The organism is Acinetobacter sp. Ag2 (genome assembly GCF_001005515.1).
Taxonomy (GTDB): domain Bacteria; phylum Pseudomonadota; class Gammaproteobacteria; order Pseudomonadales; family Moraxellaceae; genus Acinetobacter; species Acinetobacter bereziniae.
This window is the reverse complement of sequence record NZ_LBNA01000050.1, coordinates 40716-54785: the sequence shown is the minus strand read 5'-3', so window position 1 is coordinate 54785 and position 14070 is coordinate 40716. Positions and strand designations below refer to the sequence as shown.

Here is a 14070-nt window from a genome sequence, read left to right as displayed (position 1 = left end):
TATTTGCACTGTCTGTTATTCCATAAACATGATGGATGAATATAAACCCTGCGACAAATTGTGTCGTAAAGCTGTCGAAGATCTGACTTTAACATGCCATAATTTCGATGACAGCAGCAAGTCATACGATGGAAGTAATTTAATTTCTTAATTTTTTTGCAAGCAATCAATACTTGAGAAATTTAAAAAATTGTTTGAATAGGTAAAAATTGTAGAAGCTTTATTCAGTTGAATATTCACATAATATCTTTCGTTGCCTGAGCTTGTTAAGCTGTTTTATTGAATTCAAAACCAAGTATGGATTGGTTTTGAATATCTTGTCTGTTATGTGGCTTAGGATGATTTTTGTTGAAAAATTCAGTAGTTAAATTGGTGTTGGGTCTAGTGGCTACTGGAAGCTTTGCGATTGCATTTGGTCAAGAAAAAATTTTGCAGTTATTGCCTTTTACTCAAGGCAGTTCTCTTAATTCTGAATGCTTAAATCAGTTCTATCGAGATCAACCGCCGATCTTGATGAAAGACAGTTTAAAAAAGAACAGTTATCCTTTGTGTTTCAATGGCTTTAATGTGATGTATTCGGGCGTTTCCAAAACACCACTATGGACAGCGGAGTATTTATCACCACAACGGTTAAGCCAAAAGATTAAACGTGAAGACAGCTTCCATGAAGAGGAGCGAATCAGCAGTCAGCATCGAGCACTACTGTCTGATTATCGTGGTTCTGGTTATGACCGTGGACATATGTCGCCCAATGCCGATATGTCGACCAAAGCCTCTCAGTTTGATAGCTTTTCTTTGGCAAATATGGTGCCCCAAGCGCCTAAAAATAATCAGCAAGTCTGGCGAGAGTTAGAAGAAGCAACACGTGCGATTGTGACCAAACAAAAGAAAGATGTTTATGTGGTTACGGGACCATTATTTAGCGGCAAAAAACTTAAAACCATTGGTCGTGGTGTGATTGTTCCAACCGCTGTCTTTAAAGCGATCTATTTGCCTAAACATGGCATTATCGGTGCTTATTACGCGCCTAATAATAATTCATTGCAGGTCAAAGTGGTCAGCGTGTGCTATTTGGAAGAGCAGCTAGGAATGAACTTATTTCCACAGCTCACCGAAGAACAAAAGCGCAATACCTATAAATTGCCTTTAAATGCCAATCAAGTAAAAGCCAATAAAGAAATCGAATATTCTCATTGGGATGCGGAAAGTCAGTGTGCTGAAGCTGTGCCACAGGATCAGATTACTACGGTACAAAAGCAATTCCAGCCTGCCAGTCGTTCTACATCGACCAGCAATATTGAGTTGCCTAAAGTAGATGAAGAAACCAAAGATGCCTTGGTAAAACAATTGGCTGAAGCTTTGTTGCATTATATTTTACAAATTTTGAAATAATTAAAGCAGTATTAGAGGAGAATCTATCTATACTAGAGCTGTTTTATCCAGCAAAAAATGATGATCAAAGCTCAATCATATGGATATTGAAAGTGGCTACTCGTTTTGCGAGAGGCTGGGTATGATGGCGCTTAAAAGAGTATATACAAGCAGGTTTTTGTTTATAACGTTAACAATAGAGAAAATTAAAATGTTTAAAGCTTTTGAAAATGATACGGAATCGCATGCAATTCATGATTTGACCTTAGAAAATCAACTGGATTGTGTCAATGTCTATGGTAATTTGCAGATTACTAAGGATCAAGCAGGCTTAAAAGCTGCTAAAGTTTTACAAAGTTATTTGAATGACATTGTGGCAACTTTGGAGAAGCAAAGTGATCTGCCCGCGCAGATTGTTCGTCAAAATGAAGGTGAAATAGAAAATCCGTTTCTTTAAGCGCTATTGATTTAATTTCTATTTAAAGATTGAGATAAAAAAACCTGCTGAAGCAGGTTTTTTAAAATTTAACGGATTGAATTAAAGTTCAATGTGCATGGTTTAAACCACAGCATTTAATTGCGTGCTTCATTTCCAACGACTTTATAAATAATTGCACCAATTATAGCACCCACGATCGGTGCAACCCAGAATAACCACAGTTGGCTCAATGCAGCGGTTTCTGCAAATAAAGCGACCGCGGTACTGCGTGCTGGATTGACGGAAGTGTTGGTTACAGGAATACTGATTAAATGGATTAGGGTTAGCGCCAAACCAATCGCAATCGGTGCAAAGCCTGCTGGTGCGCGTTTATCCGTTGCACCTAAAATTACGATTAAGAATACTGCGGTTAAAACTATTTCAATGATCAATGCTGAAACCAAAGAATATTTTCCAGGAGACAAATCTCCATAACCGTTGGTTGCAAAGCCACCTGTTCCAGCGAACCCAGCCTGTCCTTGAACAATTAAATATAAGATAAAAGCCGCGAGAATACCGCCGACGACTTGAGCAATGATATATGGAACGAGGTCTTTGGCATCAAAACGACCACCCACCCATAAACCAACACTGACTGCTGGATTGAAGTGTCCACCTGAAATATGACCGAGTGCATAAGCACCAGTAAGTACTGTAAGACCGAATGCCAGTGCTACACCAGCAAAACCAATACCTAATTCTGGGAAAGCAGCAGCAAGTACCGCGCTACCACATCCTCCAAAGACCAGCCAAAAGGTTCCGATAAATTCTGCAAGATATTTATTCATATTGATTCCTATTTATTTTTTTTAACGGAATGGGTTATGTCGCTATTTTTTTAATAGTTGATAACCTTTCGATGAGGTACAACTTTATATTTTCAGCATCATTATCATAGTTTAAAAATATGAAAATTGAATCACAAATATAATTTTTTGATAATACTATCACTTAATGTTTTGATTTAATTGTGGAAAAAACTGCAAAGATTTGCCAAAAATATGATCTAAATAAAGTATTAATAGAGGAAATTTAATAAATATTTATCATTTAAATCAGGCATGATGATGTTTAAGTATTTCGATTTTGAAGTCGCCATTGTTGCGGTGTGAGCCCGGTCCATTGTTTAAAAGCACGTTGAAAGGCACTTTGTTCTGAGTAGCTCAAAAGCAAAGCAATTTCATGTAGCCCTAAATAGCGATCCTGCAAATATTGAAAGGCGAGTAGTTGCCGAACATCTTGGACACGTTGTTGGTAGGTGGTATTTTGACTTTGTAAATGACGTTGTAATTGGCGTGTAGACATATTGAGCTGCTTGGCAACTTCCTTAATTTGATAATTATTTTTTTGTAGTCCCAATAAAATACTTTGTTGTAAGCGCTCATCTAATTGGGTGGTATTCGGCAAGCTGTCCAGTAGAGCTTGTGCTTGTTGCATCAGCAACTTTTGTAAGGTTTGGTCACTTTGTTTAACTGGAATGGTTAAAGCAGAAATAGGGAAGATCATCTCAACTTTTGGTTGTTGGAACTTTACTGGACAATTGAAAAAGCTTTCATATGCCATGCTATTTTTGGGTACTTGGTGAATAAAATTGACTTGATAAAGTTGAATATTGTCAGAAACAAATAAACGTAAAAATTGAATCATCACAGCAATCGCGATTTCATCCGTGATTTGAGTGGTGAAGTGAGCCGGTAGATTTGCCCAACCTACCGAAATATGTTGTTCATCATAATATTCGACTTTGAGTGGGCTACCATCATAAATTAAACGATGAAAATCATGATAACGGCTGAGGGCTTCTCCTAAACTGTCACAGGACTGTGCAATATAGGCAATAATGCCTATATGCTTCGGTTGTACATAAGGTGCGATTTCTAACCCTAAAGCAGGGCTTTGTACTTGTGACTGTATCTCATCCAAAATTTCACGCCAAACGGTATAGTCAAAGCGTTCAAGATTTTGAACCTGTTGTAACTTGGGTGAAATGTTTAAGCCTCTAGCTTCGCTAAAGGTATAGAGTAATTGCCCAAGCCCTCCATAAACGGAGCCTGCATAATCCTTTAATAGCATCATTGACACATCTTGTTGTTGTACGATTTACATCATGTAAGATCAAACTTGGCGCTATTTTAAGCGAGTTTAAATCCAGCAAACAAGTCGCATTTTATGGGGTTGGTGATAGATTTTCTATAGTGTTCATGTCGTGATTTGTCAATGAAAATACTTTTCCATGTCAATATCTTTTTTCAGCACAGTTTTATATTAAAAAATAAGCAGAGGAGAAAAAACATGTTAAAAGGCTTTTTAGTTGGATTGGTCTTTGCGAACGGCTTTGAGTGGATTGCACATAATTATATTTTGCATGGTCAGCACCGTCCTGGAAAGCCACGTTTTAGCCCTGTTCCAAGAAGTATGAAATCGCATTGGGAACATCACCGCGAAGTCCGTAAGCAGGATTTTCATGATGATGGTTATGTGCAAGGTATATCGAATTGGCGCACCAAAAATGAAATTGTTTCATTGGCAGTGGTTGCAGGTGCTGCGAGTTTAATTTTTTATCCGATTTCAAAAGGCATGGTGGCTGCATCTTTATATAGTGCATGTAATTATTATTATATTCACCGCCGTGCACATTTAGAGCCAGCATGGGCGATGAAGAAAATTCCTTGGCACTATGATCATCATATGAATGCAAATCAAGATGCAAACTGGTGTGTGACCAAGCCGTGGTTTGACTATCTGATGGGAACACGGGTGATCTCATCCGCAGATTTACAAGAGCAAAATCCGTTGGGAATCACGCTACCTCAGCCGATTGCACACTGGGTTTCAACAACCGTTGAAAAGTATTTTCCTGCAAAATGGGTTGAGAAAAAACCACAAGTGATTGAAGAACATTCGGCGAACCGTGTAGATTCAGTCGCCTGATCTTGTGTTTTGTTAAAGTTTAGCTTTGACTCATCTGATTGGTTTGGAGCGCTATTCTTGTCTCCATTGATCTGAAAGCGCGAATTATCAGTTCGATTGTCGTGATTTGTCACAAAATATGTATGTTTGGTCAATGTATAACATGTTTTCATGATTATACTGGCTAGCATCAAGATATGTTTCAGAATGCAAATAGCTGTCGTTTCTGAAGTTTATAGGAGTCTCCAAGACTCCTTTTTTTATGTCTACAAAAACAAAAATCGCACTTCTCACATGGCACGATCAGCGTAGCTAATGGGGTTTGATGAGTATCAAATCAGAGCTAAGCTAGTACAGCTTAATCTATGGCATCCATGTCGCCAAACGCGATAGCGATGCTGGTCAAATTGATAGATGTCGGTCAAATTGGTAGAAGGGAAAACAAAATCTTTCTACAACCTAAGCGCTATATAAAATATTTGAAAGAATAGCGTTAAGTTGAACGTATATTAATTTAATCTCATTTAGAGAAATGCGATTAGATTCTGGCAATGTTTTAAGTGCTTTGTTCTTTTGAGCATCAATAGACTATAAAAAATCCCCATCAGGGGATTTCTTTATGAAGCACAATACACAGGTTGCTTTCAAATGACCATTGTATAGATCTTTGAATACTACTCTGGTTTAAGCCCTTCAGCTTTTTCCAACGATTCATCATTATTGAAGAATTTTTCACGTTGTTCTTCTAAAAACTTCTTAGCATCCGCTTCAAATACATTTAAACGTTTTTCATTAATCAATGTGGTTTGATGCTTTAACCATTCTTGCCAAGCTTGTTTAGACACAGTGTCAAATAATTCCTGTCCTTTTGCGCCTGGGAAAGGTGCAAAGTCTAAACCTTCTAACTCTTTTTGATATTTACGGCAAAATACTTGTCGAGTCATATCAAAACTCCTTATGCATAAAGTTTTTCTAAACGTGTATGAGCGCGTTCAATCGCCGCTGCCACTTGAGCAGGTGCAGTCCCACCAATATGGTTACGGGCATTCACTGAAGCTTCTAATGTCAATGCTTTTTCAAATACATCTGCCTGAATTAAATCAGAGAACTGCTGTAATTGTTCAAGTGTTAATTCGGAAAGGTCTTTAGATTCCTGAACACCCAATGCAACTGCCTTACCTACGATTTCATGGGCATCACGGAAAGCGACTCCATTTTTAACCAGATAATCTGCCAAATCTGTTGCAGTAGAGAAGCCACGAAGTGCTGCTTCACGCATTACATCAACATTCGGTACCAGTGCAGGAATCATGTCTGCGAAAGCCATCAATGAACCACGGATGGTATCAATGGCATCAAATAATGGTTCTTTGTCTTCTTGATTGTCTTTGTTATATGCCAAAGGTTGACCTTTCATCAAGGTTAACAGGCTCATAAGATCGCCATAGACACGACCAGTTTTACCACGAACCAATTCTGGAACATCTGGGTTTTTCTTTTGTGGCATGATCGAAGAACCAGTACAGAAACGGTCTGGAATATTCACAAATTTAAATTGTGCAGACGTCCAAAGAATCAATTCTTCTGACATACGTGATAAATGCATCATGATCAGTGAAGCAGCTGCGTTGAATTCAATGGCAAAGTCACGGTCTGATACAGCATCTAGCGAGTTTTCAGCAACTGCTTCAAAACCTAATAATTCCGCAGTGAACGCACGATCGATCGGATAGGTCGTACCTGCCAATGCCGCTGAACCCAAAGGCATACGGTTAACACGTTTACGACAGTCAATCAGACGCTCAGAGTCACGTACCAACATTTCAAACCAAGCCATTAAATGATGACCAAAAGTCACAGGTTGTGCAGTTTGTAAATGCGTGAACCCAGGCATGATGGTTTGGGTATTGTTGCTGGCTAAGCGAAGAATACCTTTTTGTAGTTTTTCCAGTAATTTTAAAATTGCGTCAATTTCATCGCGAACATAGAGACGAATATCTGTCGCAACTTGGTCATTACGGCTACGCCCGGTGTGTAGCTTTTTGCCTGTGATACCAATACGCTGAGTCAAGCGAGATTCGATATTCATATGCACATCTTCAAGATCGATGCGCCATTCGAATTGACCTGCTTCAATTTCAGTTTTAATTGTATTCAAACCATTGATAATGTCATCACGTTCTTGTTCTGTAAGCACCCCAACTTTTGCTAACATAGTTGCATGTGCAATAGAGCCAGCAATATCTTGTTTATAAAAGCGTTGGTCAAACTGGACAGAAGCAGTAAATTCAGCAACAAAGGCATCAGTAGCTTCAGAGAAACGACCGCCCCACATGCCTGAAGTTTGGGCTTGTGACGGATTAGAGGAATTAGAAGATGTGGTCATATCGGCTCAGTAGGAAAAAAAGCAGTAGAACTAAACGCAGTATAACAAATTCAGCCTCACTTGCCGAAGTAAAGCACAATCATTCATCAAGAAAATCTACTTTGCATTTTCAGCCTTCGTATTTTTTTAGCAAAATGGGGCATCGTCAGTATTTATTGGAATTATTTATTTCCAGTAATGTATTGGCTTTTTTATTGGCACTGGCAGAAGCACAGTCGTGGAGTAATTTAAATGTTTGGCATGTTTTAGAATATATTTTATATATTAACTGGATATTATTGGCATTTGCTGCCTTTCAAGATCTATTTGCCAAAAGGTTAGCGCAATATACTTATTTGTCGGCGATGATTTTCAGTTTTATACTTTTACAGGTCATCGTCATGTGCACAACTTTGGTGCTGAATATTGTGCATTATTGGGCTGTTCATTTTTCTTTACAAAATATTTCGACAAACGATATCAGTCATAATCTTATTTTGCATTTAAGTTATGGGATATTACTCGGTGCATTTTGTTTGCGTTATATGTATATTCGCGAGCAAGCCGTTTTACAACAACACAGTGAATTAAATGCACGGGTTCAAGCCATGCAGGCGCGAATTCATCCTCATTTTCTATTTAATAGTTTAAACAGTGTGGTGAGTTTAATTGCAATTGATCCAGATAAAGCAGAACAAATGCTGATTGACTTGTCAAAATTGTTTAGAGCAAGCTTTCAAGAATTAAAATTGGTGACCTTAAAAGAAGAAATACAATTATCGAAACAATATATTGCCATTGAACAAATCCGTTTGGGCGAGCGTTTAAATGTTGAGTGGAATATTCCACAGCCGGGATTATTGGAATATGTGCAAATTCCATTATTAACCCTGCAACCCTTAATTGAAAACAGTATTTTTTATGGGGTCGAAAACCAAATGAAAGATGCCAAGATTGGGATACTGGTTGAAATATTGCAAAATCAAGTCAATATAGTCATTACCAACCCATTTTTACAAGATAGAATAAAAGTGAGACAAGGGCATGGAATTGCTTTAGAAAATGTAAAACAGCGTTTAAAAGCACATTTTGGCGATTCTGTTTATTTTCGGAATTATGCAGGGAATGGATTATTTACGATGGTCATTCAATATCAGTATAAAAATAGATGATTGAGACATGTATTAAAAATAAATAATGTAGGTATTTGGGTAAGGAGGAGCAATGGACATCCTGATTTGTGATGATGAACCGCTTGCAGTGGAACGCTTATCACGGTTGGTGTCGCAACTTGGGCATCAGGTTATTGCCACAGCACAACATGGAAAGCAAGCATTGGAGATGGTTCAACAGTTTGAGCCTGACGTCGTGTTGCTGGATATTCAGATGCCAGAAATGGATGGCTTAAGTTGTGCGCAACATTTGGCGCATTTTAACCCGATGCCTGCAATCGTATTTTGTACAGCGTTTGATGAGCACGCTTTACAGGCGATTCAATCTCAAGCAAAAGGATATTTGTTAAAGCCAATTGCCAAGGATGAATTGGAAACAGTTTTAGGGAATGTGACTAAACTGACGCAAGCTCAATTAACTCAGATAGAAAAAAAAGAACTCATGGAAGAAAAAGTGCAAAGGCAGCAAATTGCTGCAAAAACCTATCGAGGTTTGGAACTGATCCCTGTTGAAAATATTTATTATTTTTTAGCAGATCAAAAATATGTCACCGTTCGCCATAAAAATGGGAGCGTTTTGATTGATGAAACCTTAAAGGATTTGGAAACTGAATTTTCAGATCGTTTTATACGAATACATCGTAATGCACTCATTTCTTTAGATTATTTGGATGGTCTGGAAATGGTTGCTTCAGGACAGTATCAAGCGCGATGCCGTGAGCTTGAGGAGCGTCTGGCGGTGAGTCGTCGACATTTACCTTTGCTTAGGGAACGCATGCAGAATTTATAGTTTTGTGTGAAAGATAAATCATTTTGATAATTTACTTGCATTTTTAAGATTGCAGGGTAAGTTTAGAGTGTTTAAAAGTTTGGCAAAACTGAAATGATGAAAACCTTGAAAATCGCAACTCGACAAAGCCCGCTTGCATTGTGGCAGGCAGAACATATTCGTGATCGTTTAGAACAATTGCATCCGCATATCAAAGTAGAGTTGGTGACTTTTGTCACTCAAGGCGACAAAATTTTAGACACGCCCTTGGCTAAGATTGGTGGAAAGGGTTTATTTGTCAAAGAGCTTGAAGCAGCATTGATGGATGGACGTGCAGATTTAGCTGTACATTCTATGAAAGATGTCCCTATGCAATTGCCTGAAGGTTTAGAGCTGGCGGTGATCTGTGAGCGTGAAGATCCATTTGACGCCTTTGTTTCAAATCATTATGCAAAGTTTGAAGATTTACCTCAAGGTGCCAAACTTGGTACTTCCAGTCTACGCCGTAAATGTCAAATTCTTAAACAGCGTCCTGATTTGGATGTGATTGATTTACGAGGCAATGTCGGTACACGCTTGTCTAAGCTTGATGCAGGTCAGTATGATGCGATTATTCTCGCCAGTGCTGGGTTAAAGCGTTTAGGGCTTGCACAACGTATCCGTCATAGTCTCGCACCAGAACTCAGCTTGCCTGCTGTGGGACAAGGTGCATTAGGTTTAGAGTGTCGTTCTAATGACCCTGAAACTTTGAATTTGATTCTGCCTTTGATGCACAATGAAACCAATGCGTGTGTACGTGCTGAACGCGCCTTCAATGCTTATCTTGAGGGCGGCTGTCAGGTTCCAATAGCAGGCTTTGCAACACTGGACAATCAAGTATTGTCTTTAGAAGGCCGTGTTGGAAGTACGGACGGTCAGACATTGCTGTGTAGCAAGGTCAGTGGTACTGTCGAACAAGCAGAGCAGTTGGGTGTAAAACTCGCAAAAGATTTATTGCAACTTGGTGCTGGAGATTTACTCAAAGCACTGTATCAAACACAGTAATCGGGTTCCGATGCTGTTTATCAATACACGTCCGATTGACCGAGCTGAGCCTTTAACAGCATGCTTGCGTCAATCAGGTTTTACTGTGGTTGATTTGCCTTTATTAGCGTTAAAGCCCCGTCCATATGACAGTACTTTAGCTACACTGTATTCAAAACTTTTAACGACGCAAATCATCGTTGTAGTCAGTCCAATGGCTGTACAAATGGGAATGCAGTATCTTCAACAGTCTGGGATGAGTCTTACACAGATTCAGCATATTCAATGGATTGCTGTTGGAAAAAAAACTGCTCAATGCTTGGCTGAATTTGGGATAGCAAGTCATGTACCCGAGGTGGAAAGCTCCGAAGGTATGCTGAGTTTACCGATATTTAACAGCATAGAGAATATTCAGAAAATTGCATTTTGGCGCGGTAAAGGTGGTCGCCAATTTATGATGCAACAGTGCCAAGAACGTCATATTGATGTTTTAAACTTTGTTTTATACGAGCGTTTATGCCCACCAGAAACCCAAATACAGTTTTCTGCTTTGCTCAATCAAATAAATCAATTTGAGCCGCCTTACTGGACTTGTATCAGTAGTGAAGCAAGCTGGCGGAATTGGTTGGCGTTGACAGAAAAGCATTCTCATTTGGTTAATGCCTGTCATTATTTAGTTTTGGGTGAGCGTTTGTATCAATTATTAATGCATGATAAAAATACGACTCAAAAATGTTTTAATATCACTCAAATTTTAACGCTAGAACCAAAAGCAATTCTACACAGCATTGTGCAGTTGCAAAGGAAATTATGAAGAAGTTTATTTATATCTTATTGTTGATCGCTCTAGGATGGCTCATTAAGTTGAGTTATGACTTCTATCATGTTTCACAACAGTTGGATGAGATTCAACAAACACTGCATAAAAGTGAACAAAAAAATGCCAGTTTGAACGATCAATTGGTGGCAGTAAAAAGACAAGCGGATGAACCGAGTCAAGAAACAAGCAAGCAACCTCCTGTACTCAAAGAACCCAGTACGGGAATTAACCCAAGTGTGTTGATTAAACAGCAACTTGAGTTGGTCCAGTTTGCGATACAACAACAGCAATTTGTCTATGCGCTGGAGCATTTAACCCAAATTAACCAATCTTTAGATCAATACGCATTGGCAGAGGCAGTCAAGCAAAGTCTGCATCAAAGCATTGTTCAAGATATGCAGAATATCCAACAGTTTGTGATTGAAAGAAATGCACAGCAAGATCAGTTGGATAGCTTAATCAAACAAGTTGATCAAAGTTTGACTGCAGAACTGAAAAATAATCAACTTAAATTAAATACCAGTCAGAGCGCCCACTTTTGGGAGAAATGGTTCAAGGTCGATGTACTTAGTACGGATGCACCAGAATTGAGCAATCGCCGCTTTATTTTAAAAGAAACTCAATTGAGACTTTTGCTCGCTCAACAACTTCTGATTAAAGGTCAAAATATTGAATATAAAGCCATGCTGAATCAGGCGATTCAACAACTTGATCTGTTGCCTGATGCTGCAAGTCAGAACATCAAACAACAATTATTAAAAATTAAACAGAGCTCACAATCTCCTGTTCCTAAGCTGAATAGCTTGGCAGTGTTGGGGTAGTGGGATGAAACATATTTTCTTGATCTATGCCTTTATTAGCCTGATTATTTTTGCGATTTTGAGTGTCTTGAGTTATGCCGCAGGGGCTGGTTATGTTTATGTGCTTTGGCATAATATTCAAATCCAGACGAACTTATGGGTATTGTTATTTCTAGGCGTTATCATCAGCTTTCTTATGCATGTGATGTGGTATGCCTTGAATCGCTATCTGCGTAGAGAAAAAAGAAAATTAGAACAAGTTTTAAACTTTAGTGATTTGCATCCCTTTGAGCAATTGGGCGTGTTGTGGTTATTAGATGGTGAAGATGAGCAAGAACAGGTTATTCAAAATATTTTTGATCAATCGGGTTTATTAAAAGCGATTATTCAATCCCGAATATTGTTCAAGCAAGGTGATTATGCAGCAGCTTTGCAAGTTTTGGAAAATAGCCCACCCTCAGCATTTGAATTAGCCGAAATTCTCCGTATCGAAATTTATTTGGCGCAGCATGACAGTCAGCAAGCTTTGACACATCTTGAGTTTTTAAATGGTCATGAGTTGTCGCCATGGCTGAGTCAACTTTCAGAAAGTTATAAATTATCAGTACAAAAATTATGGGGACAGTTTGCAATCCAGTCACCTTGGCACTATTTACATTCAAGTCAATTTGGACAGTTGGAAGTCGCGACCAAACAACAATGGTTGATTCAGCTTTTAGGTTGCTATGACCAAGCGCAATTTGAGGACTTGGAGTTATTACAGCACAAGTTTTTTGAAATCGCACCTTTACTTGATCAAATGCCCTATGACACCAAAGTATTATGGTTGAAGTTAATTACTCGTCTACCTGAGCTGGCACAGCAACAGCAACAACTTGCCATTCAATTGCTGGATGAGAAATTCGATCAGGATGTTTTCTACTTATGGTTTCAACAACAGTTGCTTCGGCAAAATCCAGATTATGAATATCTGGAACAACAGATTATTCATCTGGAAAGTAAGTATATAAATATTCCTGTATTTAGTTTTGCAAAGTGGCATATATATACGGCGACACAACGTGAAACAGAAGCGGATCAGCTCTTAGCATTATATCCAAATGATATTTTGATGAATTATTTACGGATTAAAGCCACTCTAAATGGCAATGATGAATTAATTCAGCAATTGAATTCAATTTTTGAAAAAGACAGCAACTACATTCAGTTTAAAATTTGAGAACACATTATGAATCTATTGGCACAATTCCCTATCGTTTATGAACAAAAGGTCGCTTGGGGAGATATGGATGCTTTTGGTCATGTGAATAATGTGCAGTATTATCGTTATATAGAAAGTGCGCGTATTGCATATTTTGATCGTTTAAATGTATTTGAACAAGATGTTTTAACTGTGGTTGCTTCAAGTCAATGTAAATATTTAAAACCAGTATTTTATCCAGATGTGCTACATATTGGTGCAGGTATAGCGGAAATGCGCAATAGTGCAATACGCATGCATTATGTATTATTCAGTGAACAGCAACAGGAGATTGTTGCCGATGGTGAAGCGGTCATCGTATTTGTAGATAAAGATTCTATGAAAAAAGCATTAATACCTGAAAATTTAAGAAAAGTTATAATTGATCTCGAAGCAACAGTTCAAAACAATTTGCTGAATTTATAAAAACGCTACAGTTATCATCATTATATTTAAAACGTGTATCAAAAATTACTTTTTGTTGTATGTTTATTTTGACTGGGATAAATAAACATTTTTGGCGTGTTATAATCATTTTTTGTTGTTTTATGTATTTATTGGGGAATATATGTATTGCCAATTGGTATAAATAAAAATACTATTGCTGTGAATTTATTTTAAATATATTTGCGAAGTTTAATGTGGAGTGTTAATGATGCCTGATATTAGTAATTTATCTGTTGAAGAGTTAAGAAAGTTAACAGCTGAAGCTGAAGCTTTAATTGAAAGTAAAAAAGATCAAGCGATCGAAGATGCTTATAATAAGATTGTTGAAATTGCAGAATCTGCGGGTTTAAGCCTAGAGCAGTTTATTGAGTATGGTGCTCAAAAACGTAAAAAGACAACACGTAAAGCTGTTGAGCCACGCTACCGCAATAAGAAAAATACGGCTGAAACTTGGACGGGTCGTGGTAAGCAACCTCGCTGGTTGGTTGCTGAAATTGAAAAAGGCGCTAAATTAGAAGATTTCTTGATCTAATCTTCATCTAAGTGTCATTCAATGACGATAAAATAAAAGAACCAAGCAAAACTGCTTGGTTTTTTTATACGAGTGAATTGGCGATATGAAAAAATTATGCATAATGTATAAACAAGAGGGCATCATCTTGCATGGAAGAATAA

15 protein-coding genes are annotated in these 14070 nt (G+C 38.0%); 11 read left to right on the top strand and 4 right to left on the bottom strand.

Annotated features, from left to right (window positions below):
• The first annotated feature begins 345 nt into the window (after positions 1-345).
• Positions 346-1392, top strand: coding sequence for a DNA/RNA non-specific endonuclease (locus AAV97_RS11300; RefSeq protein WP_046760613.1), 1047 nt, complete (start codon positions 346-348; stop codon positions 1390-1392).
• Between the two features lie 190 nt (positions 1393-1582).
• Entirely contained in the window at positions 1583-1828 is a 246-nt protein-coding gene (locus AAV97_RS11295) for a hypothetical protein (protein WP_004826204.1), read from the top strand.
• A gap of 116 nt (positions 1829-1944) precedes the next feature.
• Here AAV97_RS11295 and aqpZ read toward each other — a convergent pair whose 3' ends face one another.
• Both aqpZ and AAV97_RS11285 read right to left on the bottom strand, forming a co-directional pair.
• Positions 1945-2637, bottom strand: a complete 693-nt coding sequence (aqpZ, locus tag AAV97_RS11290) for an aquaporin Z (protein WP_042087893.1) — start codon at positions 2635-2637, stop codon at positions 1945-1947.
• 283 nt (positions 2638-2920) lie between these two features.
• Positions 2921-3925 carry an AraC family transcriptional regulator gene (locus AAV97_RS11285; RefSeq protein ID WP_046760612.1) on the bottom strand — a complete coding sequence of 335 codons (1005 nt, stop codon included), beginning with the start codon at positions 3923-3925 and terminating at the stop codon, positions 2921-2923.
• 216 nt (positions 3926-4141) lie between these two features.
• On the opposite strand from AAV97_RS11285, the gene AAV97_RS11280 reads away from it, so the two are divergent.
• Positions 4142-4780 (top strand): sterol desaturase family protein, encoded by a 639-nt coding sequence (locus AAV97_RS11280; protein ID WP_004826210.1) that lies wholly within the window; start codon positions 4142-4144, stop codon positions 4778-4780.
• Positions 4781-5433: 653 nt separating this feature from the next.
• Here the strand turns inward: AAV97_RS11280 and AAV97_RS11275 are convergent.
• Positions 5434-5703 carry an oxidative damage protection protein gene (locus tag AAV97_RS11275; RefSeq protein WP_004826212.1) on the bottom strand — a complete coding sequence of 90 codons (270 nt, stop codon included), beginning with the start codon at positions 5701-5703 and terminating at the stop codon, positions 5434-5436.
• A gap of 11 nt (positions 5704-5714) precedes the next feature.
• Positions 5715-7145: an argininosuccinate lyase gene (gene argH, locus AAV97_RS11270; protein WP_004826213.1), complete on the bottom strand. Its 1431-nt coding sequence runs from the start codon at positions 7143-7145 to the stop codon at positions 5715-5717.
• A 134-nt stretch (positions 7146-7279) separates the two neighbouring features.
• Here argH and AAV97_RS11265 point away from each other — a divergent pair, with 134 nt between their 5' ends.
• The 8 genes from AAV97_RS11265 (at position 7280) to AAV97_RS11230 (ending at position 13927) form a co-directional block, all read left to right on the top strand.
• On the top strand, positions 7280-8296 hold the full coding sequence (locus AAV97_RS11265) for a sensor histidine kinase (RefSeq protein WP_009585473.1): 1017 nt from the start codon (positions 7280-7282) through the stop codon (positions 8294-8296).
• Between the two features lie 52 nt (positions 8297-8348).
• A complete protein-coding gene (locus AAV97_RS11260; protein ID WP_004826215.1) occupies positions 8349-9086 on the top strand; it encodes a LytR/AlgR family response regulator transcription factor in 738 nt (245 codons plus the stop codon).
• A gap of 96 nt (positions 9087-9182) precedes the next feature.
• Positions 9183-10109: a hydroxymethylbilane synthase gene (gene hemC / locus AAV97_RS11255; protein ID WP_171064889.1), complete on the top strand. Its 927-nt coding sequence runs from the start codon at positions 9183-9185 to the stop codon at positions 10107-10109.
• A 10-nt stretch (positions 10110-10119) separates the two neighbouring features.
• A complete protein-coding gene (locus tag AAV97_RS11250; protein WP_009585523.1) occupies positions 10120-10902 on the top strand; it encodes a uroporphyrinogen-III synthase in 783 nt (260 codons plus the stop codon).
• The gene (locus AAV97_RS11245; protein WP_009585525.1) at positions 10899-11729 is read left to right on the top strand and encodes a hypothetical protein; all 831 of its coding nucleotides are present in this window, start codon (positions 10899-10901) and stop codon (positions 11727-11729) included. The genes AAV97_RS11250 and AAV97_RS11245 overlap by 4 nt, the downstream gene beginning before the upstream one ends.
• Before the next feature lie 4 nt (positions 11730-11733).
• Positions 11734-12927 carry a hypothetical protein gene (locus tag AAV97_RS11240; RefSeq protein WP_009585527.1) on the top strand — a complete coding sequence of 398 codons (1194 nt, stop codon included), beginning with the start codon at positions 11734-11736 and terminating at the stop codon, positions 12925-12927.
• Between the two features lie 9 nt (positions 12928-12936).
• On the top strand, positions 12937-13374 hold the full coding sequence (locus tag AAV97_RS11235) for an acyl-CoA thioesterase (RefSeq protein WP_004826221.1): 438 nt from the start codon (positions 12937-12939) through the stop codon (positions 13372-13374).
• Between the two features lie 226 nt (positions 13375-13600).
• Complete coding sequence (locus AAV97_RS11230; protein ID WP_004826222.1) at positions 13601-13927, top strand: H-NS family nucleoid-associated regulatory protein; 327 nt, start codon at positions 13601-13603, stop codon at positions 13925-13927.
• Positions 13928-14070 lie beyond the last annotated feature (143 nt).

Bases quoted from the DNA above. Each gene is read 5' to 3' on its own strand.
- AAV97_RS11295 (WP_004826204.1), top strand. From the start codon at position 1,583: ATGTTTAAAGCTTTTGAAAATGATACGGAATCGCATGCAATTCATGAT.
- aqpZ (WP_042087893.1), bottom strand. From the start codon at position 2,637: ATGAATAAATATCTTGCAGAATTTATCGGAACCTTTTGGCTGGTCTTT.
- AAV97_RS11285 (WP_046760612.1), bottom strand. From the start codon at position 3,925: ATGATGCTATTAAAGGATTATGCAGGCTCCGTTTATGGAGGGCTTGGG.
- AAV97_RS11280 (WP_004826210.1), top strand. From the start codon at position 4,142: ATGTTAAAAGGCTTTTTAGTTGGATTGGTCTTTGCGAACGGCTTTGAG.
- AAV97_RS11275 (WP_004826212.1), bottom strand. From the start codon at position 5,703: ATGACTCGACAAGTATTTTGCCGTAAATATCAAAAAGAGTTAGAAGGT.
- argH (WP_004826213.1), bottom strand. From the start codon at position 7,145: ATGACCACATCTTCTAATTCCTCTAATCCGTCACAAGCCCAAACTTCA.
- AAV97_RS11265 (WP_009585473.1), top strand. From the start codon at position 7,280: ATGGGGCATCGTCAGTATTTATTGGAATTATTTATTTCCAGTAATGTA.
- AAV97_RS11260 (WP_004826215.1), top strand. From the start codon at position 8,349: ATGGACATCCTGATTTGTGATGATGAACCGCTTGCAGTGGAACGCTTA.
- hemC (WP_171064889.1), top strand. From the start codon at position 9,183: ATGAAAACCTTGAAAATCGCAACTCGACAAAGCCCGCTTGCATTGTGG.
- AAV97_RS11250 (WP_009585523.1), top strand. From the start codon at position 10,120: ATGCTGTTTATCAATACACGTCCGATTGACCGAGCTGAGCCTTTAACA.
- AAV97_RS11245 (WP_009585525.1), top strand. From the start codon at position 10,899: ATGAAGAAGTTTATTTATATCTTATTGTTGATCGCTCTAGGATGGCTC.
- AAV97_RS11240 (WP_009585527.1), top strand. From the start codon at position 11,734: ATGAAACATATTTTCTTGATCTATGCCTTTATTAGCCTGATTATTTTT.
- AAV97_RS11235 (WP_004826221.1), top strand. From the start codon at position 12,937: ATGAATCTATTGGCACAATTCCCTATCGTTTATGAACAAAAGGTCGCT.
- AAV97_RS11230 (WP_004826222.1), top strand. From the start codon at position 13,601: ATGATGCCTGATATTAGTAATTTATCTGTTGAAGAGTTAAGAAAGTTA.